Annotated in this window: 18 protein-coding genes and 1 pseudogene; 15 read left to right on the top strand and 4 right to left on the bottom strand. The window is 37.4% G+C overall.

Annotated elements, in window-relative coordinates; translation table 11 throughout:
• The first annotated feature begins 31 nt into the window (after positions 1-31).
• On the top strand, positions 32-442 hold the full coding sequence (locus tag IGL32_RS05815) for a hypothetical protein (protein ID WP_153853800.1): 411 nt from the start codon (positions 32-34) through the stop codon (positions 440-442).
• A gap of 50 nt (positions 443-492) precedes the next feature.
• On the opposite strand, the gene IGL32_RS05820 is transcribed toward IGL32_RS05815, so the two are convergent.
• Both IGL32_RS05820 and IGL32_RS05825 read right to left on the bottom strand, forming a co-directional pair.
• Positions 493-1,380: a serine hydrolase gene (locus IGL32_RS05820; RefSeq protein WP_173963619.1), complete on the bottom strand. Its 888-nt coding sequence runs from the start codon at positions 1,378-1,380 to the stop codon at positions 493-495.
• 154 nt (positions 1,381-1,534) lie between these two features.
• Positions 1,535-3,415 (bottom strand): fructose-bisphosphatase class III, encoded by a 1,881-nt coding sequence (locus IGL32_RS05825; protein WP_010707604.1) that lies wholly within the window; start codon positions 3,413-3,415, stop codon positions 1,535-1,537.
• A 197-nt stretch (positions 3,416-3,612) separates the two neighbouring features.
• Between IGL32_RS05825 and lysA the strand changes: the two genes are divergently transcribed.
• Positions 3,613-4,923 (top strand): diaminopimelate decarboxylase, encoded by a 1,311-nt coding sequence (lysA, locus tag IGL32_RS05830; RefSeq protein ID WP_002382299.1) that lies wholly within the window; start codon positions 3,613-3,615, stop codon positions 4,921-4,923.
• A 145-nt stretch (positions 4,924-5,068) separates the two neighbouring features.
• Positions 5,069-6,061, top strand: a complete 993-nt coding sequence (locus tag IGL32_RS05835) for an alpha/beta hydrolase (RefSeq protein WP_016633899.1) — start codon at positions 5,069-5,071, stop codon at positions 6,059-6,061.
• 15 nt (positions 6,062-6,076) lie between these two features.
• Here the strand turns inward: IGL32_RS05835 and IGL32_RS05840 are convergent, their stop codons facing one another.
• Positions 6,077-6,610, bottom strand: coding sequence for a hypothetical protein (locus IGL32_RS05840; RefSeq protein ID WP_002360384.1), 534 nt, complete (start codon positions 6,608-6,610; stop codon positions 6,077-6,079).
• 286 nt (positions 6,611-6,896) lie between these two features.
• Between IGL32_RS05840 and IGL32_RS05845 the strand changes: the two genes are divergently transcribed.
• Positions 6,897-7,751: a hypothetical protein gene (locus tag IGL32_RS05845; protein ID WP_173963525.1), complete on the top strand. Its 855-nt coding sequence runs from the start codon at positions 6,897-6,899 to the stop codon at positions 7,749-7,751.
• 212 nt (positions 7,752-7,963) lie between these two features.
• Positions 7,964-8,502, top strand: a pseudogene (locus IGL32_RS05850) (GNAT family N-acetyltransferase).
• 97 nt (positions 8,503-8,599) lie between these two features.
• Here the strand turns inward: IGL32_RS05850 and IGL32_RS05855 are convergent.
• Entirely contained in the window at positions 8,600-8,944 is a 345-nt protein-coding gene (locus IGL32_RS05855; protein WP_002357660.1) for a metal-sulfur cluster assembly factor, read from the bottom strand.
• Positions 8,945-9,219: 275 nt separating this feature from the next.
• Between IGL32_RS05855 and IGL32_RS05860 the strand changes: the two genes are divergently transcribed.
• From IGL32_RS05860 to IGL32_RS05905, 10 genes are all read left to right on the top strand, one after another.
• On the top strand, positions 9,220-10,284 hold the full coding sequence (locus IGL32_RS05860; RefSeq protein ID WP_010707601.1) for a dipeptide epimerase: 1,065 nt from the start codon (positions 9,220-9,222) through the stop codon (positions 10,282-10,284).
• Positions 10,285-10,300: 16 nt separating this feature from the next.
• Positions 10,301-11,677 carry a transglutaminase-like domain-containing protein gene (locus IGL32_RS05865; RefSeq protein WP_156210038.1) on the top strand — a complete coding sequence of 459 codons (1,377 nt, stop codon included), beginning with the start codon at positions 10,301-10,303 and terminating at the stop codon, positions 11,675-11,677.
• A 17-nt stretch (positions 11,678-11,694) separates the two neighbouring features.
• Positions 11,695-13,347, top strand: coding sequence for a peptide ABC transporter substrate-binding protein (locus IGL32_RS05870; RefSeq protein ID WP_002382306.1), 1,653 nt, complete (start codon positions 11,695-11,697; stop codon positions 13,345-13,347).
• Between the two features lie 309 nt (positions 13,348-13,656).
• On the top strand, positions 13,657-14,490 hold the full coding sequence (locus tag IGL32_RS05875) for a PRD domain-containing protein (RefSeq protein ID WP_002357655.1): 834 nt from the start codon (positions 13,657-13,659) through the stop codon (positions 14,488-14,490).
• A 36-nt stretch (positions 14,491-14,526) separates the two neighbouring features.
• A complete protein-coding gene (gene nagE, locus IGL32_RS05880; protein WP_002371849.1) occupies positions 14,527-16,524 on the top strand; it encodes an N-acetylglucosamine-specific PTS transporter subunit IIBC in 1,998 nt (665 codons plus the stop codon).
• A 226-nt stretch (positions 16,525-16,750) separates the two neighbouring features.
• Positions 16,751-17,368 (top strand): lysozyme family protein, encoded by a 618-nt coding sequence (locus IGL32_RS05885; protein ID WP_002357646.1) that lies wholly within the window; start codon positions 16,751-16,753, stop codon positions 17,366-17,368.
• Between the two features lie 128 nt (positions 17,369-17,496).
• Entirely contained in the window at positions 17,497-19,833 is a 2,337-nt protein-coding gene (locus tag IGL32_RS05890; RefSeq protein ID WP_002382307.1) for a cation-translocating P-type ATPase, read from the top strand.
• Between the two features lie 316 nt (positions 19,834-20,149).
• Entirely contained in the window at positions 20,150-22,036 is a 1,887-nt protein-coding gene (dnaG, locus tag IGL32_RS05895; RefSeq protein WP_002363929.1) for a DNA primase, read from the top strand.
• A gap of 108 nt (positions 22,037-22,144) precedes the next feature.
• A complete protein-coding gene (gene rpoD / locus IGL32_RS05900; protein WP_002360364.1) occupies positions 22,145-23,251 on the top strand; it encodes an RNA polymerase sigma factor RpoD in 1,107 nt (368 codons plus the stop codon).
• Positions 23,252-23,402: 151 nt separating this feature from the next.
• Positions 23,403-25,502, top strand: coding sequence for a cell division site-positioning protein MapZ family protein (locus IGL32_RS05905; protein WP_430600114.1), 2,100 nt, complete (start codon positions 23,403-23,405; stop codon positions 25,500-25,502).
• Positions 25,503-25,520: the final 18 nt, after the last annotated feature.

The raw sequence follows: 25,520 nt of genomic DNA on the forward strand, positions 1-25,520 counted from the left end.
CTCGTTTTTAATAAAAAAGGGAGTGGAAAAAATGAAAAATGAAGAACGCCGCAAAGCGATTGCACTGAATTGTCAAAAATACGAAAGTGACTATGCTCGCTTGGTGGAACCAATCAATGAGCTACTGTTAAACTTGGGAGCGGCTATTTCAGAAGAAGCCGCGAAGCAAATCATTCTGAATGTAAAACGATATCATCACGGCGTGAAATATCTTCCTGAGTGTCATTTAGATGAAAGTAACCAATTTATCGAAGATGGGCTTGAAGCTCTTAAAAAGGGAGATTTAGGCAACGGTGCGTTACAACTATTTGGGGCTGGCTTAAACTTTGCTAGTTTTGCAGCAAAAGCACAAGGAACCAAAAAAATTGATACCCACCAAATGTTGGCAGAACGTTTTACGAAGTTGTTGTCTGTACAAATGGATAATGATAACAAACAATAAAAAAATACCCTTGGTTTATTAAGTCATCTTAATAAACCAAGGGTATTTTCTTAACTGTTATCATTAGGATATTCAGACACCTGTAATTGCCATAACTTATCTGTCACTGAAGCAATAAACGCAGCACTCTTAGCATTATCAGGCCCTTTAGTAAAAATTGCTAAAGCAAAGGGGTGAGGTGTTTCTAAAATCCCCATATCATGAATAAATTCATCATAGGAACCAATTTTATGAGCAACTTTTCCTTGAGTTGTGGGAGTTTCCATTCTTTCATGGAAAACACTTTGTTTCATAGAATCATAAATCGCTTGGTAATCTGGTTTTGTTGCTTTTTCAGTATATAATTTTTGTAGAATAACAAGCGCATCTTCCGAAGAAAATTGTGGCTCTTCAATCGAAGGTGTGTTGTGCAAATAACGCTGATACATTTCTCGTTTTGCTTTTGCATCACCACCCAATGTGTCATAGAGCATATTTTTAGCGATATTATCAGAATAGGTGATGGCATATTCTTGTAACGTTTTTAATGGATATTCTGGTTGGATATTATAGGCAATGATCCCAGTTCCTTCTTCATAATCTTCTTCGGCGTTATAGGGAATCAGGTCTGTCCATTTTTTTTGACCAGAAGCAACCGTGTCAGCGACTAACATCGTCAGGGGCACTTTAATAGTACTAGCTGTATAAAATTCATGTTGGCCATTCACAGAACGTTGTTCGCCAGTTTCCAAATCTAAATAACTAATCCCGACCGTTCCTTCAAATTCTTTGACAGAAGCGACGAGCAGGTCATTTATTTTATCAAAAAATACTGTATTTGCTGAATTATTTTCTTCCTTGTCTTTCGTATGTTTCTCATGTTTGGCGGAATCAATTGTAACTTTTTGTTCAGATTCTTTGGCATAATCTTCGCCACGACTTGAGAAGAAGAAGCCCACAATTAGGAAAAAGCAAAGAAAGAAAATGGTGCCGTAAAGTGAGAGTTGCTGTTTCTTCAATGTAAAACCCTTTCCGTTTCTCTAATAGATATTTTTCTCAACTCCTTCATTTAATCATTTTTCGGATAAGAGCGCAAGCGTCTTTTTAACGGCACTACTGGTTTTGTTTCATTTGTTTTTGGAGTGCTTGCGATTGCTTTAATAGCTCTTTGCCGATAGTGGTATCTTTCACCAATAACCGCTGTAAGGGGCGATCGATGACTTGTTTGATGGAATGAATGTCTTGATTATTTAAAATGGCTGTTTCTTTACTAGAAAAAGATTTATGCGCGGTCAGTTGTAAACCAAACGAGTTGTACAACAATGTATAACCAGCAATTCCAGTAATTGTCTGATAAGATTTTGAAAAGCCGCCGTCAATTACGAGAAGCGTGCCATTTGCTTTGATTGGCGATTCGCCTTTTGTTCGTTTAACTGGTGTATGGCCATTAATGATATGTCGATTTTCACCAGTCACTTCAAATTCATCTAGGATTCTTTCACAAACTTCAACCGTATCACGCAAAGAGTAGTAAGGATTCTTTTCTTCATGATGTGTTTCTTTTTCAGCGAGAAAATAACGCTCAAAGGTTTTCATAGCTCGTTTGCCAAATAATGAGGAACCTTCGCCACACCAAAGATACCATAAACAATCTGTCGCATAGTCATCTGTAATAGCAGGCTGAGCGTATGCTTCTTCTAACATTTTCTGAAAGAAGTCAACTAAAGCTTTTCCTGAATAGGAGTGGCCTTTAAATGTGTAAGCTTGAAAAGTACCGTCCGCATTCAGAGGCAGACAGCCATGAATCAATAAATTTTGATTATACACAAGGTAAAGAGAAGCTTTTTCCATTAGAAAGCGCATGTGTTTTGTTAACCGCGGCGAAGACTGAAATTGCGTTAATAAATCATCAATTATCTGTTTTTCCTCACGTGTTAATTGGTAAGGTTGCTCTTCAGAAACGGTTTGGAAACAGCTGTTAATTAATGTATAACGACATTCGTCAAAAGTAATAGTTTCCCCTTGAATCTTATCTAAGCGTAGCCGATGTGCCAAGTTAAAATCAGGGCGTCGACCAATAATTTGGCCTTCTAGTTTTTCTTGAATAATGGCAATGGCTTGTTGCACACGCATCGCTACTTGTTTTTCAGCTTCAGTTAACGCACGATAGGGATTTTTCTTGGGTGCAAAAGCAGGATTTTCTTTATACGTTTCTAAACTAAATTTTTTTAAGGCGGTTAAATCGATAGCATAACGTTCTTCTAACAAATCTAAATTTCCATAGCGAGCACAAATACGTACTACATTGGCTAAACAAGCCAGTGAACCACTATAAGCAGCCAGCCAAATCATATCATGATTGCCTAGTTGAATATCCAAGGAGTGATAGGACATTAATCGATCCATAATTTTATCTGGTGCTGGCCCCCGGTCATAGATATCCCCAATAACATGTAGGTGATCGATAATCAGACGTTGGATTAGATAAGCTAATTCTGTTACGAAACGTTTGGCTTCACCTAGTAAAATAATTTTTTCAATAATTTGTTGATAGTAACCGTTTTTGGTTGTTGTTTCATCATATTGATAAATCAATTCTTCGAGAATATACCCATAGGTTTCAGGAAGGGCTTTGCGAACTTTAGAACGTGTGTACTTCATCGAAGAAGAACGGACGATTTCAACCAGACGGCGAATCGTTAATAGCCACCATTCATAAGAGAGGGCGCTTTCATTTTCTAAAAGTGTTAATTTTTCTTCTGGATAGTAGATAATAAAACAAAGCTCGTCCATCTGATGGGCATTTAATTCTTGTTTAAATAAAAATTGAACTTTTTCTCGGATTCGCCCAGAACCATTTCTTAAAATATGGTCAAAAGCTTCAAATTCACCATGTAAATCACTGACAAAATGTTCTGTTCCTTTCGGTAAATTCAAAATTGCTTCCAAATTAATAATTTCTTCAATTTGTTGATCGCGGTTCAGTGTAGCCAAGTCATCTGCCTTCTTTCTTTTTCGTATATACCAATTTTAATTTAAAAGATTAAAGTCTTGATAATAAAGGTTTTTTATTCGTATGCCAATTATTGTAGGCTATTTGGCGAAAAAAAGCAACAGGAGAAAGTCAGAGAAAAATGTGGAAAATTATAGGAAGCTACTGGGTTTTATGCTATGATTTTTAATAAAACAAAATGAAGGGGCGGGAAAACATGTTATTTGGTACAGCAAAAATGAATCGGGAAAATCATTTAGAAATCGGTGGTTGTGACACCGTAAAGTTGGCGCAAAAATTCGGGACGCCGTTATTTGTCTATGATGTCGCTCATATTCGCGCACAAGCACGTGGTTTTAAACAAACGTTAAATCAATTAGGTATCAAAAATAAAGTGGTTTATGCAAGTAAAGCATTTAGTTGTTTAGCTATTTATCAAGTGTTAAAGGAAGAAGATATTGCTTGTGATGTTGTCTCTGGTGGAGAACTATTCACAGCTTTAAAAGGGGGCATGGAGCCAGCGGAAATTGAGTTCCATGGAAATAATAAAACCCCTGAAGAATTACGTTATGCTTTGGATAACAAAATAGGTACAATTGTCATTGATAATTTTTACGAAATTGACTTGTTGGAAGAATTATTAGCTACACGAAACCAAACACAAAAAGTTCTTTTTCGAGTGAGTCCTGGCGTGGATGCAGAAACACATGATTACATTTTGACAGGCCAAGAAGATTCAAAATTTGGTTTTGATGTTGCAAGTGGCCAGGCAACAGAAGCACTCGTTCGTCTTTTATCAAACCCCTCTTTTGATGTACAAGGGGTCCATTGCCATATTGGCTCGCAAATTTTTGCTGTGGAAGGCTTTTTAGCTGCTGTTGAAAAAATGTTCACTATTTTAGAAGACTGGCGGCAAGTCCATCAATTTACAGCACGTGTTTTAAATATGGGTGGTGGTTTTGGTGTGCAGTACACGCAGCAAGATGAGCCATTAGCACCAGCAACATTTGTTGAAAAAATTGTTTATTCCTTGAAAGGTCATTGTGAACAATTAGGGTATCCACTGCCTGAGCTTTGGATTGAACCAGGCCGCAGTTTAATTGCCGAAGCGGGCACAACGATATATACAGTTGGCGCGCAAAAAGAGGTTCCTGGTGTTCGTCATTTTGTTTCCGTAGATGGTGGCATGGGTGATAATATACGGCCTGCTTTGTATCAAGCAGTTTATGATGGTTTTCTAGCGAATCGTGATGGGCATGATTCAGTCAAGGAAGTCACAGTGGTTGGTAAATATTGCGAATCAGGCGATGTCTTACTTCGAGATATTTTATTGCCAGAAGTTAAAGCAGGGGATTTATTGGCCATTAGTAGTACGGGGGCTTACGGTTATTCAATGGCAAGTAATTACAACCGAAATCCTCGACCAGCGGTGGTTTTTGTCGAAGATGGACAAGCAAAATTAGTTGCTCGCCGTGAGACATATGAAGATATGACAACGTTGGATTGTTGATAGATTAAAAGTAGCCGCCTCTTTTTGAGCCGGCTGCTTTTTTTCAAAAAATAACAAAATGTAAGGGTGATTTCTTTCAGAAATGAAAAATCCATAGTATATTAAATGAAGAAGGAAATACTTTAGAAGAGGGTGTGATTTGCAGATGAAATGGCTCCTCGGGTTACTGATCATTTTTGCAATGATTGGCGTTGTTTTTTCTGTTTACATTGCCAATTATTTTTTGAAAATCGCGTTGCTTAAAGACAACCCTTGGTATCATAAAAAAGGGCATCGGTTATTAAATCCTGATAATTTTCAAGAACGAGAAACAAGATATACTAAAATAGAAGAACAACAAAAACAAGAAGGCGAAGCTTTTTGGACAGAGCCTTTTGCTGAAGATCGTTGGTTGAAAATTAAAGATGAAACATTGTATGCACGGTGCTTTATTCCTTATCCAGATAACCATCGTTGGGCGATTTGTGTGCATGGTTATCGTTCAAACGGAAAACGCGATATGGCATATACTGCATTACGTTTTGCAGAAGAAGGCTACAATGTTTTAGTTCCCGATTTGCGTGCGCACGGGAAAAGTTCAGGGAATAAAATTGGGATGGGATGGCTGGATCGGTTAGATTTATTAAGTTGGCTTAGTGAAGTTCTTGCCATTGATATGGAAGCAGAAATTATTTTAGTGGGCGGTTCCATGGGAGCGGCTACTGTCATGATGGCAAGTGGTGAAAAGTTACCAACGAATGTCCGCGGATTAATAGTGGATTGTGGCTATGCTTCTGTTTATGATGAATTTAAATATGTCCTACATGAATCTTTTCATTTACCCGCTTTTCCTATTTTAACGATTGCTAATCAATTAGCATTAAATAACTATGGCTTTCAATTGAAAACTGCTTCTTCCGTGAGACAATTACACAAAAATACGTTGCCCACATTCTTTATTCACGGTACAGGTGATCGCTTTGTTCCAATGACAATGTTTGAAGAAAATTTAGCGGCAACTCAGGGGATAAAAAAAGGTCTCATTGTTGCTAAAGCACCACATTTATCTTCAAGTGTCTACGAACCTGAAAATTATTACAGTAGTATTTTTGAATTTTTGGAAGAAAACTGTCCTGCGGTAAAAACAATATCCGACTAAAAAAGACATGGATTTTCATGATTCCATGTCTTTTTTTTGTCTGACTCGTTTAGTTAAATTTAAAGTGCTTAAAAAGAAAAATAACGGCGCCAAACTACCAAGGCAAAGAAACCATTTCATTGAATAAGTTAACTCTTGCTGTAAAAGAGATTCTCGTATATAGCTGAAACCTTCGCCATGGACCCGCAAATAAATATAAATGTAAGCAAAAAGAATCACTAAAGGCAAAATACAGACTTCTAATATTTCCAAAAGATAAGGAAATGTTTTATTTAATAATTTGAGGCGTGTCTTATTCAATAGATAAGCAAAAATGAAAATTGACCATAAAAAACCAAAAAAACTAATCAAATAAAAAATCAGATTCGCACTTCCTGCATTCATAAAAGCTTTCGGGAAAAGTAGTCTGCCGATGAATGTATTTTTAATTGTAAAAGGCACATCAAAAATGGAAATATAAAGACAAAAAAGTACTAATGTTAACAAGGCATGCCAAATCTTTTTCTCCATTTCATTTAAAAAATATCTAATTACTTGGTACATTTCCATAAACTGTCGCTCCGTGTTTGAAATAATCGTAGTTTTGACTATACCATAGCTGTTCTCAATTTTCTTGAAAAAAATACACGCAACCAGCCTCGACTATACGAAACACACAGAGTGTCTAAAAAATAAGTTGCCGATCGCATTTTTTCGCATGCTAGTGTTGCACTTCTGTTTCGTTGGTGTTTTCTAATTGCTGATTTGTTGATTAAAAAAGGGCAGGAGGGAGCGTTTTTCTAGTATAATAATATAAAAGAATATAGAGAAAATCGTAGGATGGGAGTTATTCAAAGTGGCGGAGATTACAGTTAAGACAATTTCAGCGAAAGATGATTTAAAGAAGTTGCTTTTGGGTCAAGAGTATGACCACCAGCAGCCGGTTAAAAATATTTTAAAAGCTAGAACATCGAATGTCCATATTGAAAAGTACGAGGTTGTGGAGGATGTTTTTTTAAAGTTAACTGGGAAGGCGACCGTGCACAAAGATATTATGAACTCATTTTGGACAACGTATAAAATTATGTTACAACTTGTTTATCCCGATTTCTTTAGACCAGCGGAAGTAATTGGGGAAAATCAAGAAAGCTATTTAGAAAAACCTTCTGAACAGAATTTGCTTGCAGTAAATAGCAAGTATCCGCCTCATGATTCCGGGACATCGGCTGTGATTTCGGACCGATATTTAACTTATTTTGACCAAGTTTTTCCTGACTATTTACCAAATCCTGTACCAAAAAAATATACATGGAATGAATTCCTTCTCGACAATTTTACTAAATTTGAGCGAGTTCATCAGGACCCACAATTAAAGCGTTTTGCCGAACTTACCCATTCAATTGGAAACATTACAGTAGTTCCACTAGGATTTAACAGCGGAAGAAGCTTATCGTTTAAAGATTATTGGGATTATTCTTTAGAACAACTTTCGATATTTTTAGCTTCATTTCATTCATGGGAAAGCTACGTTCATACGTATGAGATGCAACCATTTTTAAATGAACAGTATCAACCAGTAGCGCTATGGAAAAATCATTTGAAAAAAGACTCGTTTATCTTACCTCAGAATATAGAGGAGATAAATGAATATTTAGTTCAAGTAAATCAACGAATAGAAAAAAGAGGGCAGCGAATAGTGAATCGGTTGTAATGAAATAAGAATCGACTTTTCACTAAACGTTGAAAGTCTCGAATCGTGTGCTCTTTTATTGACTCAGGAACAGAGAACGATTAAACTACTAGATTAGTATCAAAAAATAATTGCGTATAGGGCTAACCAGTCGCATGTTTAAATAACTTTTAGGTCTTATGTAAGTAACAAAAGTTATTAGTACGAAGCAATCATTTTAGAAAGGAGCTTTTATGCAATTCACATTATTAAATCAAGAAAATCAAGCCTATTGGGAAGCAACCTACATAGAAGCTTTTCCAGAAGAAGAGAGACTGCCGTTTGGTCAATTATTGACGTCTTCTCAAGCAGGAAAATTTCATTTGTTTGTTATTCAAGAGGCGGATGAGAACGTGGGGATTTTGTTAAATAGTCAAATTGCACCTGAAGCAACCTATGTCTTTTTCTTTGCAATTGATCAGCACCACCGAAACAAACGATTAGGCTCAACCGTGTTAGCGTTATTGAAGACACGTTATCCTAAGGGGGTTCTTTTAGAGAGTGAAGAAATTGGCAAAAATGCAGCGAATGAAGCTCAAAGAGAAAAACGTTATCAGTTTTATGAAAGAAATGGCGTGCTGGATACAGGGTACTGATTATGGATAGAGGGCTCGCTTTTCATATCATGTTTGCTGGAGCGTCAGGCTTCGGTGGAACGCAGCTACAGTTTTTATTAGACTTCCATCCAGTAGCAAAAATTTGGAAAAAGCCAAGTATTGATGGCATCAGGTAGTTTTTTTCAAATAAGTAAATTAAACAAACAAAAAAACATATGAAAGAACGGACCAATCGGTTCTTTCATATGTTTTTTATCATTAGTCTCGAAATAACTAGCGAATACCCAAAGCAATTCGTGCGTAACGGCTCATTTTATCCGTTGTCCAAGCAGGGTACCAGACTAATTTTACTTCGATATTATTCACTTCAGGAATATCTTTTAAAACACCATGGATTTGTTCTGTTAAAACATCTGCTAACGGACAACCCATTGTGGTTAAGGTCATTTTGATGACAGTATCACCAGTTTCTTCTGCAAATTCAACTTCATAAATTAGTCCTAAATTAACAATATCGATGCCTAATTCAGGGTCAATCACTGTTTCTAATGCAGTTAAAATATCTTCTTTAATTGCTTCAACTTCTTCGGTTGAACGTTGTTGAGGTTGTTCACTCATTCGTCTTCTACTCCTTTGCAAGTTGCCTCTTTACTATCATACCTTTTTTAAGAATGTTTGTAAATGAGAAGTATCTCACATGTCATGGAATTTACTGATTTATTAAAAAAGCTCATAAAATTCGAAATTCATTTTATTTTAATCAAAATCTCATTATTTTGTTGACATTAGAAAACAATGAGTTTAGAATGATCGATAACAATCTAAATTTAATTTTTGGATATTTTTAAAAAACTGAATTTTCAGTCAATTGAAAATATCAAAGGGAGGATTTTATGAAAATTAAGCAGGTACATGTTAGGGCATCAAAAATCAAGCTGAAAGAAACATTTACAATCGCTTTGGGGACGATTGAATCCGCGGATAGTGCAATTGTGGAAATTGAAACAGAAGAGGGACTTATTGGATATGGAGAAGGAGGGCCAGGCATTTTTATTACCGGTGAAACGTTGGCTGGCACGCTTGAAACGATCGAATTATTTGGCCAAGCAATCATTGGCTTAAACCCCTTTAATATTGAGAAAATTCATGAAGTGATGGATAAAATATCTGCTTTCGCTCCAGCGGCAAAAGCAGCAATCGATATTGCTTGTTATGATTTGATGGGTCAGAAAGCTCAACTGCCTCTTTATCAATTGTTAGGCGGCTATGATAACCAAGTAATAACGGATATTACACTAGGTATTGATGAACCAAATGTGATGGCACAAAAAGCCGTCGAAAAAGTCAAACTAGGTTTTGATACATTAAAAATTAAAGTCGGAACAGGAATTGAAGCTGATATCGCAAGAGTAAAAGCGATTCGTGAAGCAGTTGGCTTTGATATCAAGCTCCGCTTAGATGCGAATCAGGCTTGGACGCCCAAAGATGCAGTTAAAGCGATTCAAGAATTAGCAGATTATCAAATTGAATTAGTGGAACAGCCAGTTAAAAGACGCGATTTAGAAGGTCTAAAATACGTTACCTCACAAGTCAATACGACAATTATGGCTGATGAAAGCTGTTTTGATGCCCAAGATGCGTTGGAATTAGTTAAAAAAGGTACAGTCGATGTTATCAATATAAAATTAATGAAGTGTGGTGGCATTCATGAAGCGCTGAAGATTAATCAGATTTGTGAAACAGCAGGTATCGAATGCATGATTGGGTGTATGGCGGAAGAAACAACCATTGGCATCACGGCTGCTGCCCATTTAGCTGCTGCTCAAAAGAATATCACACGAGCAGATTTAGATGCGACATTCGGTTTAGAAACTGCGCCCGTAACTGGGGGCGTATCCTTAGAAGCAAAACCATTATTGGAATTAGGAGAAGCAGCTGGATTAGGCATTTCTCATTAAAAAAGGAGTAAAACAAATGAAGTATGATTTAAAGTATCTTAGTGTCCCTTTGCCTGAGGAAATTCAAAGGGTGAAAGAATTTGGCGATTTTGCAAGTGCGGATATTGCCATTGATTTTTGGTTGACAAAAGAACTTCCGCAGGCATTAAAAGAACGTTTGATAATTGAAAAAGATGTCATTAAAATGATGCGTATGAATGAGTATCCTCATAGCTTTGCAAAAGCTGATCAAATGATGAGAGATACTTTTCAGGATTATCAAACAGAGGAATTAATTCGTTTAAAAGAAACGGGATTAGTGGACTGGGTTTATATTGATGGTGAACCGTATTTCCAACTTCGATTTTTGGCCAATTTAATTAAAACAAATGCGGCATATGTTGCACGTTTGCGGGAAGCAGAAAGCAATCAATTAGAAATTCTCCGCAAAAAAGAACTAAAAGAGAACATCGAACAAATGCAAAAAAACGGTGGTAGAAAAGTGAGAACAACAATTAAAGCCACCATTCAGGTGAAAAAAGAATTTGAGCGTCCAGGTGAGCGTGTTCGTGTCCATTTGCCGCTGCCCAAAGCGTGTCAACAACAATCAGAAATTGAAATCCTAGCTACGTCACCTGAAGCAACCTATATTGCGGCAGAAGATGCGCCTCAACGAACACTGTGTTTTGAAACAATCTTAAAAGAAAATCAAACGTTTACAGTTGAATATTGTTATGTTAATCGGATGGTTTACCAACAGTTAGAAGAAAATAACGTAGACAAAATGCAACCAAGCTTTGATTTAGAGGAACATTTACCGCATATTCGATTCACGCCTTATTTAAGAAATTTAGCAGATGAGATTGTGGGCGATGAAAGTAATCCCTTAAAAAAGGCACGCTTGATTTATGACTTTGTGACGACAAAGATTCATTATTCTTTCATGCGTGAATATTTTACAATTTCCAATATTTCAGAGTATGCCGCAACTAATTTAAAAGGTGACTGCGGCGTGCAAGCGATTTTGTTTATCACGCTTTGTCGGATTGCAGGGATACCAGCCAAATGGCAATCGGGATTATATGTTTCTACACATTATACAGGCTGTCATGATTGGGCACAATTTTATATAAAACCGTACGGCTGGCTCTTTGCGGATTTGTCTTTTGGCGGAGGTGCTTACCGAGACGGGGATAGACAGCGGTGGAATCATTATTTCGGCAATTTAGATGTTTTTAGAATGGTCGCAAATAGTGAGATCCAGGCAGACTTTCAGCCGGCAAAAATGCAATTGCGTGCAGACCCAATTGACAACCAGCGGGGAGAATTTGAGTACGAAAATGAGGGCTTGCCCTACGCATGCTTGATAGTTTCGCAAGAACGGCTTTCCATGGAAGAGTTGCCGTTTGATTGACACATAGGGGGAATAGTATGAAAAAGTTAAAAATGATGGGGATTATGTTATTTGTTAGTACGGTCTTGGTAGGTTGTGGCACAACAGCAGAAACAAAAATAGACGAGAAAGCAACTGAGAAAACCAGTGTCTCGAAAAAAGTTTTAAATTTAATGGAGAACTCGGAAATCGGTTCAATGGATTCTATTTTTACACAAGATGAAGCCAGTATTAACGCACAGTCCAATGTCTTTGAAGGGTTATATCAATTGGATGAAAAAGATCAACTAATACCTGCTGCTGCTAAAGAGATGCCAGAAATTTCTGAGGATGGCAAACGATATACCATTAAACTAAGAGAAGATGGCAAGTGGTCCAATGGTGATGCTGTAACAGCCAATGATTTCGTTTTTGCTTGGCGTAAATTAGCGAATCCCAAAAACCAAGCCAATTACTTTTTCTTGTTAGAAGGAACGATTCTGAACGGAACAGCTATTACAAAAGAGGAAAAAGCACCAGAGGAATTGGGTGTCAAAGCGCTTGATGATTATACTTTGGAGGTTACTTTAGAAAAGCCTGTACCATATTTTACGTCGTTATTGGCATTTTCTCCATTTTTCCCACAAAACGAAGCATTCGTGAAAGAAAAAGGACAAGCCTATGGCACTTCTAGTGAAATGATTGTATCTAATGGTCCGTTTTTAATGAAAAATTGGGATCAGTCAGCGATGTCGTGGGATTTTGTGCGTAATCCCTACTATTACGATAAAGAAAAAGTAAAATCAGAAACGATTCATTTTGAAGTTCTTAAAGAAACCAATACCGTTTATAATTTGTACGAATCAGGTGAATTAGATGTGGCTGTCTTAACAGGAGATTTTGCTAAACAAAATCGAGACAACCCAGACTATGAAGCAATCGAACGGTCAAAAGTCTATTCCTTACGTTTAAACCAAAAAAGAAACGAAAAACCATCCATTTTTGCAAATGAGAATGTCCGCAAAGCTTTAGCTTATGCTTTGGATAAAAAAAGTTTAGTCGATAATATTTTAGCAGATGGCTCAAAAGAAATTTATGGGTACATTCCAGAAAAATTTGTATATAACCCAGAAACGAATGAAGATTTTCGTCAAGAAGCAGGCGCTCTTGTCAAAACAGACGCCAAAAAAGCCAAAGAGTATTTAGATAAAGCAAAAGCAGAGCTAAACGGAGATGTAGCCATTGAACTTCTTTCAAGAGATGGTGATAGTGACCGAAAAGTTGCTGAATTTATCCAAGGCCAGTTACAAGAAACGTTGCCTGGTCTCACTATTAATGTCAAAACAGTTCCTTTAAATAATGCAATTGAATTAATGAGAAAAGGGGATTATGAATTGTCTGTTGGCATGTGGGGACCCGATTATCAGGATCCAATGACTTTCTTAGAAAGCTCAGTTAGTGGTAACCGTATGAACTATTCTAGCCCAACGTTTGATCAACTAATTGAAGAAGCAACAACTAAATACGCAAATGAGCCTGAAACTCGTTGGCAAACATTAATTAAAGCTGAAAAAGTATTGGTGGAAGAAGATGCCGCTTTAATTCCTTTATACCAAGAGGCCCGTAGTCAGCTTGTACGACCAGGTGTCAAAGGTATTCAGTATCATAACTTCGGTGCAACGAGCACATATAAGTATGCCTATAAAGAATAAATTAGTGAACAAAAGTACCTTTAGCTGAAGGTACTTTTTTTCCGATAAGAGCTTCTTTTTTGTTAATAGTCAACAATTAATAAAAAAATAATTGAAAAAGGTTGACAAAAATAATGATACTCGTTAGAATAAGCACTGTTAACAAATGAATAGCGTTTTCATGTGACTAGATAATACTAGGCATGGAAGAATTTCGTAATACAATGTGGTGTACAATGGTTACGCAACATGTTTAACGGGATTGTTCTATGCTTTTTTTGTTGTTTTCACTGAAAATGTTAGAATTACTTCTGCAGAAGAGGGTCATTTATGAAAATTAAAAAGGTGCTAAATCAAAATGCTGTACTTGTTCTTGACGAAGGACAGGAGAAAGTAGCTGTCGGTAAAGGCGTCGGGTTTAATAAGACTAAAAATGATGTCTTATCTCGACAATTGGTGGAGCGGATGTTTGTGATGGAGCCAGAAGGACTGAAAAAACTTCAAGTACTGCTATCACAAATTGAAGACAAATACTTTTTAGCGAGTGAAGAAATTATCCAACATGCTGAAACGGTATTGGGTGAAAAGTTGAATGAACATATTAATATTGGGTTGAGTGATCACATTGCTTTTGCAGCTGAAAATATTCAAAATAATATTATTGTTCGGAACAAGCTTTTAAGTGAAATTGAGATTTTATATAGTGAAGAATTTGCTATTGCTCAATGGGCTGTAGAATATTTAACACAAACCTTAGAGATTCCATTTAGTTATGATGAAGCGGGGTATATTGCGATTCATATCCATAGTGCTCGCAGCGGGCGTACTGATAATAGTAAAAGTATCCGTGAAGTTACAATCGTTTCTGAAATTATTCATTTAATCGAGCAGGAATTGGCTATTGATATTCATGATGATAAAAATAGTCTCAGTTATTCACGTTTGGTGAATCATTTACGTTTGTTTATTCATCGCTTCCAACAAAATCAATACGCTGTTTTAGATGAAGAAATTTTGGAAGTCGTAAAGAAAAAGTATGCTGAAAGCTATGAAATCTCAAAAAAAGTACAAGTATTATTAATGAGAAATTTTCATTATCAAGTACCAAATGAAGAACTTGGTTATTTATCGATTCACATTGAACGATTAAGAATGACCAAATAATAAAAATTAAATAGTTTATGTGAGGAGTTACGTATAATGAAAGCGTATATGCAAAGAATGGGACGTTCGTTAATGTTACCAGTTGCTGTATTACCGGCGGCTTCTTTATTAGTCGGTATTGCTAACTGGATCGTGGGAACAATCGGTGCTAGTCCAGCCACAACTTTTCTAATGAATGGTGGTTTGGCTATCTTAAACAACTTAGCATTATTATTTGCGGTTGGTTTAGCGTTAGGAATGTCAAAAGATAAAGATGGATCGGCAGCATTAGCTGGTTTAGTCGCTTATTTAGTGCCAAAAACTGTTTTAGCGCCTGCTTCTATCCAAGCCATTAAAGGCTTCAAGGATATTGCTGAAGTAAACCCAGCCTTCAACAGCATGGACAACAATGTCTTTGTCGGGATTGTCGCTGGTTTAGTTGCCGCGGCAATGTATAATCGTTTCTCTGGTGTGAAATTGCCAATGGCTTTATCATTCTTTAGTGGAAAACGTTTAGTTCCTATTATGTCAGCTATTTCGATGTTAGCAATCTCAGCTGTCTTATTCTTCTTCTGGCCAGTTGTTTATAACGGATTAGTTGCATTTGGTAAAGGAATCTCTAGCTTAGGTTTCGTAGGAGCTGGCTTGTATGGTTTCTTTAACCGACTATTAATTCCAACAGGATTACACCATGCCTTGAATTCTGTTTTCTGGTTTGATGTTGCTGGTATCAATGATATTGGGAACTTTTTAGCTGGTCAACAAGCGTTAGATACTGGTAAAGCAATTGTAGGACAAACAGGGATGTACCAAGCTGGTTTCTTCCCAGTAATGATGTTCGGTTTACCAGCAGGTGCTTTTGCTATTTATCAATGTGCACGTCCTGAGAAGAAAAAAGTTACAGCTTCATTAATGTTAGCTGCTGGTTTTGCGGCTTTCTTTACAGGCGTTACTGAACCTTTAGAATTCTCATTTATGTTCGTTGCTTGGCCTTTATATGTTTTACATGCGGTCTTTACAGGTATTTCTTTAGCATTCGCTGCGTTTATGCATTGGACAGCTGGCTTTGCCTTTAGTGCAGGTTTTGTAGACTTCTTCTTAAGTTTGAAAAACCCAGTCGCGAATCATCCAATGATGTTGGTGGTTCAAGGACTTGTCTTTGCAGCAATTTACTACTTCGGTTTCCGTTTTGCAATCACTAAGTTTAACTTAATGACACCAGGACGTGAAGAAGGCGATGGCGAAGAAACGCCAGATGTTGCAGAAGGTGACAACAAATTTGCTTCTCTAGCTCGTCGTATTTATGATGGTTTAGGCGCTGATGCTAATGTAACTTCTATTGATAACTGTACAACTCGTTTACGCTTAACAGTGAAAGATACAGGCAAAGTGGATCAAGCAAAAATTAAAGCAACTGGGGTTCCTGGTGTGAAAGTCATTGATGACACCAATATCCAAGTGATCGTTGGTACGGAAGTACAATTTGTTGCTGACGAAATGCAACGATTATATAACCACCAAGCGCCAGCAACACCAGTCAAAGAAACACCTGTTTCTCAATCAGTTGTTGAAGAAAAAGCACCAGTTTCAACGAAAGAAACTGAATTATATTCTGTAGCGAATGGGAAAGTTATTCCTATTTCTGAAGTACCAGATGATGTTTTCTCAGCAAAAATGATGGGTGACGGTTTTGCTGTCGTACCAACAGACGGCGAAGTTTCAACACCCGTTGCTGGTAAAATTACTAGCATTTTCCCAACAAAACATGCGTTAGGTATCCAAACAGATTCAGGCATTGAAGTATTATTACACATGGGTCTAGATACTGTTGAGTTACAAGGTGGACCATTTACATTACATGTTGAAGAAGGCCAAGTTGTAAAACAAGGCGATAAAATTGCAACCATTGATTTAGCGGCATTAGAACAAGCTGGCAAAAAATCAGATTTAATTGTTGTTTTCACAAATCAAGATATTGTTGCTCAATACGATTTACAAAAAGCAGGTCAAACGACTTCAATGAATGATGTAATCGGAAATGTTACCGTAAAATAAAAGTAAAAAAGGGCTAGCCGTAAGGCAGCCCTTTTTTTGATGAAATTCGATAAAATTACTTGTTATTCTATTCTAGGTGAAAACGTTCAATCTTGCGAAGTTACGGTTTGTTCACAAAAAAGTTACTTTTATTAAATAAAACTAAAGAAGTAACAAAAACTTCGCTTTTTTCAGTTATTTCAAGTAACATAGAACGTATCTTAAAAGAAAAAGTTTGGATGATTCGATGCGTAGAGTAAGAAAAATAATTTATAAAATCATGCTACTTTTGTTTGTTGGTTTAGTTGCTGGTCTTGGCTATCTTGGCTATAAAATACATCAAAATGTTGAAACGGTAATGACCTTTGAAAAACAAGTAGAAGCAGAAGTCAAAAAAAATAAAATACCTGAATACAAAACATTAGCTTTAGCGATTATCTATACAGAATCTAAAGGGAAATCTGGCGATATTATGCAGAGCAGTGAAAGTGTTTATGGACAACAAGAAGTGATTGAAACACCAGAGGAAAGTATCGCACATGGCGTCAAATTTCTCGCGGAAGCGTTAGCGAAAGCAAAAGAAGCTGGCTGTGATGAGTGGACAGGCGTACAAGCATATAATTATGGACTGGATTATATTCAGTTTGTTAAAGAACGCGGCGGGAAACACACGACAGAGTTAGCAGAAGAATATTCAAGAGAAGTCCTTTCACCGTTGCTAGGAAATGACCAAAATACGAAATATCGTTATTATCGTTGGCAAGCGTTAGTTTACAATGGTGGTTACCTTTATCAAAATGGTGGCAATATGTTCTATGCGGAAATTGTCAAAATGAATCGTTGGTTTATTGAAAAGTTAAATTAAAACGAGAAAAGTCTAAAGAATTCTTTCAACTTACAGGAATTTTTTAGGCTTTTCTTGCAGTTTCATGAAAATGCAAGTAAACTAGAAGGGATGTAACTGATTAATTGAAAAGGTAGGGAAAGAGCTGGATGTTGAATAAAGTCGACCTGAAAAAAGGGTTAAGTACAGAAGAAGTTGCCAAGCAGAAAGAGTTAGGCCTTCAAAATAATTATGAGGAAAATGTAGCAAAATCTACAAAAGATATTATTTTTGATAACGTCATGACGTTATTCAACTTTTTAAACTTTGCAATCGCTGTTTGTTTACTATTTGTCGGAGCGTATTCCAATCTGGCTTTCTTAGCGATTATTATTGTGAACATGTCAATCGGGATTTTCCAAGAAATTCATGCCCGTAATTTAGTTCAAAAATTATCTATTGTGGCAAAAGAAAATGTTCATGTTGTTCGAAATGGCGTACAACAAGAAATTGATACAAAAGAACTAGTTATGGAAGATATTGTTATTATCTCTGCAGGGGAACAAGTTCCTTCTGATATGGAAGTTATTGACGGTAAAGTCGAAGCGAATGAAGCGTTGTTAACAGGTGAATCAGATTTAATTGAAAAGGAAATCGGCGATACCTTGCTTTCTGGAAGTTTCATTGTTAGCGGACAAGCCTATGCCCGTGTTATCCACGTTGGTGCCGAAAACTATGCTGTGAAAATCACCCAAGAAGCTAAAGTGCATAAACCAATTCAATCAGAGTTAGTCAATTCGATTCGTAAAGTCTCTAAATTTACAAGTTGGGTGATTATTCCTCTAGGGATTATTTTATTTGTTGAAGCTTTTTGGCTAAGAGATGCTGGCATTAAAACATCTGTTGTTGCTTCTTCAGCTGCTTTGTTAGGGATGTTACCAAAAGGATTAGTACTATTAATTAGTATTGCGCTGACAACAGGTGTCATTAAGTTAGCCAAAAAACGTATTCTAGTACAAGATATGTACTCAATTGAAACATTGGCCCATGTGGACACTTTGTGTTTAGATAAAACTGGAACGATTACAGAAGGTAAAATGAAAGTGCAAAAGGCGATTATCTTGCATGACAAATATGAAGAACTCTTCCCGCAGATTATCGGAAGCTACCTATCTGAAAGTACGGATAATAATATTACAATGCAAGCAATTCGTGATCATTATGAAGTATCCAATCGATTTGGCGCAAAAGAAGTCTTGGCTTTTTCTTCTGAACGAAAATGGGGGGCTATTGAATTTCCAGAAATTGGGACAGTTTATTTAGGGGCTCCTGAGCGTTTGGTAGACGATAGTCGGTTGCCAGAAGCTGTTTTTACAGCACAAGAGAATGGTTATCGCGTCTTGATGTTAGCCATTGCGGAACAACAACCGTTAAACGAAACCAAAATGCCTTATTTAGAGCCATTAGCAATTCTAGAAATTGACGATCCAATTCGCCAAAATGCCAAAGAAACACTGGCTTATCTAAAAGAAGAAGGAATCGACTTAAAAGTAATTTCTGGTGATAATCCGGTGACTGTTTCAAATATTGCTCGTCGTGCCGGGCTACCCGGTTATGAGTCTTATATTGATTTGTCGACCAAAACGACAGAAGCAGAAGTGCGTGAAGCAGTTCAGCAATACACAGTGTTCGGACGTGTATCGCCTCAGCAAAAACGAACCATTGTGCGTGAGTTGAAAGACACAGAGCATGTGGTGGCGATGACCGGCGATGGCGTCAACGATGTTTTAGCGTTACGAGAAGCGGATTGTAGTATCGCCATGGCAGAAGGAGATGGCGCTACTCGGCAAATTTCTAATCTAGTTTTGCTAGATTCTGATTTTACAACGTTACCAGATGTCTTGTTTGAAGGACGACGTGTGGTAAATAATGTAACCCGAGTTTCCAGCGTTTTCTTCATTAAAACGATTTATTCGTTTATTCTCTCAATCATTTGTGCCTTAACGGCCATTGCGTTCCCGTTCATTCCGATTCAAGTGACCTTGATTGATTTAGCAATTGAAGGATATCCTGCTTTCTTCTTATCTTTCGAAGGGGACAAACGAAAAGTTGTCGGGAAGTTTTTACCAACGGCTTTGAAAAATGCGTCTGTTAATGCGCTTTTAGTTGTAGCGAATATCATTGCTGTTTATCTGATTGGACAAAATCAAGGATTTTCTTCTTTAGACACCACGACGTTAATGTATTATTTATTAGTTGGAATTAGCTGTATGGCTGTTGTTCGAGCATGTCTGCCTTTAAATCCATTACGCATTTTCTTGGTTTTCAGTACCATTATTGGTATTTATGTAGCAGCTATGTTATTCCACAACATTTTAGAAATTGGTTTCTTAACTTCGCAAACAATGGGTCTCTTCTTTATTATGATGGCCATTAATATTGTAGTGCGTGTAACAATTGGTTTCGTACAAATGAAACGTGCTGGAAAAACAATTAAAGATTTATAAAAAGCAGAGGTTGAGCTAAAAGCATTCGTCTCCAGAAATGCAGTTCTTCTTTAAATCTTGAAGGAAGTCGGAGCAAGCTTGATGTTTAACTGATTATTTTAAGAGTTAGTGTCTGGGGCAGGAGTCAGGATGACTTTTGTCCTAGATACTTTCTTTTTTTGTTGAGTTGAAACAAGATACTTGAAAAACAGCGATTATGTGATACAATAAATCATGTGTAAATGTGTCCATTGGAATTCGCACTGAAATGACAGTGCGTTTTTTAAACGGTCAATCACATGAGTTAGCACAATGCTATTCTTAGGAGGTGAGGACAATGGCACAACGCATTCCTCAGGAAGTCATTGAGGAAGTTCGTCACCGAACGAATATAGTAGATATTATTGGGCAGTATGTCCAGTTAAAAAAATCCGGTAAAAATTATATGGGTTTATGTCCGTTTCACGAAGAACGTTCCCCTTCATTTTCAGTAGCAGAAGACAAACAAATTTTTCACTGTTTTGGCTGCGGGAAAGGTGGAACTGTTTTTAATTTCTTGCAAGAAATTGAAGGCATTAGTTTTCCAGAATCCGTGAAACGTGTTGCAGATTTGGAACATTTATCTGTGGACTTTGATTGGTCAGAGCCGCGTGAAGTAGCGGATACCCCAGAAAACCAACAAAGACGGAGTTTGTTACAACTGCATAGTAAAGCCGCAGAACTTTACCATCATATTTTAGTGAATACTAAAATTGGCGAACCCGCATTAAACTATTTATTAGAGCGGGGGTTAACACAAGAACTAATTGAGACCTTTCAAATTGGATTTGCGCCGCAAAAACGTGATTTCTTAAGTCAAGTTTTTAAAAATGAACAACTGGATGAAACGCTTTTTGAGCCTTCTGGGCTGTTTGTCCAAAGAGATAACGGTACGTTTTTGGATCGTTTCTATCAACGAATCATGTTTCCAATTAATGATCCCCAAGGCAATGTCATCGCCTTTTCTGGTCGCTTGTTAAAAACAGCTGATTTTCCAGGGGATGAGATGCCTAAATACTTGAATAGTCCTGAAACAACACTTTTTAATAAGCGAGAAACGCTGTTTAACTTTGATAAAGCCAGAAAAGAAATTCGTAAAGAAAATACAGTCTTGCTTTTTGAAGGATTCATGGATGTTATCGCTGCTTGGCAATCAGGCGTAAAAAGCGGGGTGGCTTCAATGGGGACTAGTTTGACCAATGAACAAATTCGGCGTTTGGAACGGGTCGCTAAGGAAGTAGTTATTTGTTACGATGGCGATAATGCCGGTGTTCAAGCCACAAACCGTGCGATTCAATTATTGCAAGAAAACAGTCATTTTGACTTGAGTATTGTCAGCATCCCTGAAAAGCTGGATCCTGATGAATATGTGCGGAAATATGGCGCAGAAGCTTTTCAAAATTTAGCCAATCATGGCCGAGAAACAGTTTTTAGTTTTAAAATGAATTATCATCGGTTAACTAGAAACATGAATAACGAAAAAGAACAATTGGATTATGTGAACGAATTGTTACGGGAGTTAACCAATGTTCAATCTCCCTTGGAACGTGATCGTTATTTAAACCAAATTGCTCAGGAATTTCAACTTTCTGTTCATAGTTTAGAAGAACAATTCAATCAATTGAAGCAAGAGCAACGTTCAGTCCAACGGCAAGAAAGGCAACAATTTTATCAAGATGAAATGATGCCACCACCAATGGAAGAACCTGTTTTTGAAGAGAATCACGTCCAGAACAAGTTACCGTTAACCCAAGTTCAAAAAGCAGAACGTTCTTTATTATTTCGTTTAATGAATGAACAAGGAGTACGGCAAACCATTCAACAATTGCCAGATTTTTCATTCGCTCATGATGAATACCAAGAATTATATTTCTTGCTAGAAAGTTATGCGACACTGCATCAAAGTTTCGACATTGCCGATTTTATTAATTTCTTGCAAGATAATCAAACCAAACAATTAGCAATTGAAATTGCGTATCAGAATTTATCGGAAGAAAGCTCTGAGCGAGAAGTTGCCGATTTATTACATGTAATTGCCTTATCAAGTATTGCAGAGGCAATTGAGCAGAAAAAGATTCAACAGCAAGAAGCAAAACGAGTGGGCAACCAACAGCTTGAAGCCGAATTAACAATGGAGATTATCCAATTGGCTCGACAGCTTAAAGCTCAACGAACATTTACTTAAGCAATATAATGAATAGAACTAAGCGTTTTGTTCATTTTATTTTGATAAGTCCCAGTGATTTATCAGTTATTTCAAGCGTGAACCGAAAAATGAAGGGGGCCTTCTTTCATGGAAAAAGAAACAAGTAAAAAATATGAAGCTGCAGTGGCAGCATTTATCAAAGAAAACAAGCCTAAAGGAACAGTGGTTTATGATGATTTAGCGAATCAATTAGCCACACCGTATACTTTGGATGCAGAAGCTATGGAAAAATTGATCCAAAAAGTTGAAGATGCTGGTATCAGCGTGGTCGATGAAAATGGAGACCCAAGTGAACATAGCTTGAAAAAAGATGAAAAAGAAGCGGAAAAGGCCCAAGCAGAAGACTTATCTGCGCCAACAGGTGTTAAAATTAATGATCCCGTGCGTATGTACCTAAAAGAAATTGGGCGCGTTCAATTATTAACTGCCGCAGAAGAAGTTGAATTGGCACTTAAAATTGAAGAAGGCGATCAAGAAGCAAAACAACGTTTAGCAGAAGCTAACTTACGTTTGGTTGTTTCAATTGCCAAACGATATGTAGGTCGTGGTATGCAATTCTTGGATTTAATTCAAGAAGGTAATATGGGCTTAATGAAAGCTGTTGAAAAATTTGACTACCGTAAAGGATTCAAATTCTCTACGTATGCTACTTGGTGGATTCGTCAAGCGATTACGCGGGCAATTGCGGACCAAGCTAGAACGATTCGAATTCCTGTTCACATGGTTGAAACAATCAATAAATTGATTCGGATTCAACGCCAACTATTGCAAGATTTAGGTAGAGAACCAACGCCAGAAGAAATTGGTGCGGAAATGGATTTACCAACAGAAAAAGTTCGTGAAATCCTAAAAATCGCACAAGAGCCAGTCTCTTTAGAAACACCAATTGGTGAAGAAGATGATTCACATTTAGGTGATTTCATTGAAGACCAAGATGCTACCAGTCCTGCTGAACATGCAGCTTACGAATTGTTAAAAGAACAACTAGAAGATGTTCTGGATACTTTAACAGACCGTGAAGAAAATGTTTTACGTTTACGTTTTGGTTTAGATGATGGTCGGACACGTACGCTAGAAGAAGTCGGAAAAGTTTTCGGTGTCACTCGCGAACGTATTCGTCAAATTGAAGCAAAAGCGTTAAGAAAACTAAGACATCCTTCTCGTTCAAAACAATTAAAAGACTTTTTAGAATAAACATACCGTTTAGCGGCTCTTTTCGTGCATGCGAGAAGAGCCGCTTTTGATTTTTAAAAAGTCTCTAAATGTCATTGCTAGTTATTGGAAGAAGGCGCAAGTTGTGGTAAATTAGAAGTAATGGAATATTAGCAGAATGTGAGGCGGAAGAATGACAAAAAAATGTCCGAAGTGCGGGAACGAATTCGATGCAGAATTAACGACCTGCCCAACATGTGGCTATTCACTAACTGACACAACAGTTGATAAAGAAGAAGCGGAAACGACTTCAACAAATATAGATTTTGAAACACAGGAAAATGAAGAACACGAAGATCAATTAAATGAGAATATTGAGTGGTCTGAGTTAAAAGATATGAGCTTAGGCCATGTGATGGAACTGTTTGGCGAATCACCAGAAGAAGAAAGTAATGATGACAAAAAAGAAGAGTCGACAGAAGATAACTTAATAGTCTCTGATTCAGAGGATGTTTCTGGTCTAGAAGCATCGCTTCAAGAAGGGGCTAGTGAGGAGACTCATGATTCGGTGGAGGAGTCGATACCAGCGACAGAAGAGACGCCTACTCATTCAACAGAAGAAAAACTAGCAACGGACGAAGCAGTTAATTTAGAGGAAACAACAGAAGAAACAACGGAAGAAACAACGGAAGAAACAACGGAAGAAACAACTACTGTTGAAGCAGAAACAGCTGAGGTATCTGAGACGGTGAAGTCAGAAGAGGAAGCTTTAACAGAGATTTCAGGAACTGAAGTTATCTCTACCACTTCTGAAGAAGAAATTTTTTCACAACCACCGATAGAAGATCAAGATGTAACACCAAACGAAACTTTGCAAGCTTATATTCAAGCGCATCGAGCAGATACAGAAATGTCTGAAAATCCATCAGAAGAAACAGCAGAGACCCAAGAGTTAGAAAACAGCGGTGAGGCAGTATTAACCCAAGCCGAAACACCAACTGAATCCATTTCAGATTCTGAAGAAGGGTTAACAAGTGCAGCGTCGCTAGAGGCACCGAGCGACGCTGATGCAACCGAGGGAAAAGTTTCAGATTCAGGTGTGATACCACCGATGAATGAAACTGGGAATGCTCAACCAGCGCCTGCTCCGAAGAAACCATCAAAAAAAGTAGTTTTCGTTGCGCTTGCGGTTGTTTTATTAGCTGGAGGTAGTGCTTGGGCGTATCATGATCAAACGCAAAAAGCTGCCGCGCAAGAGGCGGCGGCACTAACCAAGAAAACAGATACGCTGAAAGATGAACTAGCAGCCTTTTATACCACGAAGGAGCAAGTTTTTATTAAACCCGATATGGTGACTGTTAGTCCAGAAAAACTCTCAAAACAAGTCGCGGAAATTAAAGATTCAGAAGAGTATTCTCAATTAAATAAACAAATTCAAACATTGAAAGAGAAGCAACAAACCATTCAACAAATCAACCAATTATTTGAGGCGCCGATTGTCAATGGCAATGAGTTGAAACCGGCGATTCTAGCTGCTGATCAACCAATTTCCGTAAAGAAATTAACAGGAAATGATCCATTTGACCAATTGATGATCCAAGCAATCGATCAAGCGAACCAACAATACAACCAATTACAAAAAGCTAAAAAAGCGGTTGAGGTCATTTATAAAGATGGAAAAACTACCAATCAGCTGAATCGAGACACGTATCAAGCTGCTAAGGCAGAAGTAGATAAAGTAACAAGTGATAAGCTGAAAAAAGAACTGGTCAAACAAGTCACGACAGCTGACCAAGCGTTAACCAAGGTTGAAGAAGAACAGAAAAGAATTGCAGAAGAACAAGCTGCCGCAGAGCAAGCAAAACAAGCAGAAGAACAAGCGAAACAAGCTGCTGCCGCAAAAAAAGAGGACGCTAAGAAGGAAGAAACAGCAAAAACAGAAGCGAATGGCTACACGGCGCCGAATAGTGACGGGGTTTACACTAGTCCGCTTTATGCGCCAGATGCTGCCGATATCGCTGATAGTAGCAATCCAGCGTGGACATGGGCACCAGGTGTGAAAGAAAAAGTCTTAGACACAGTGATTGCTCGTGGCTATGTGGTTCCTGGCGGATATTCTTTAGAACCTGCCAAAATTGTGAATGGCGAAGGTTACTACAATCTTTATGCAACAAACAATCAATCAAAATTATTAGAAGGCACTACAGAGAAAAATGTTCACATGTATTTAGTTACAATCAATGCTAAAACAGGTTGGTTCAAAGGGAACGCTTCTCGTAATGCAGGGCAATAAAAGAAAATAGAAACAATC

Origin of the sequence: Enterococcus sp. AZ035 (genome assembly GCF_050548325.1) — a bacterium.
Lineage (GTDB): Bacteria > Bacillota > Bacilli > Lactobacillales > Enterococcaceae > Enterococcus > Enterococcus faecalis.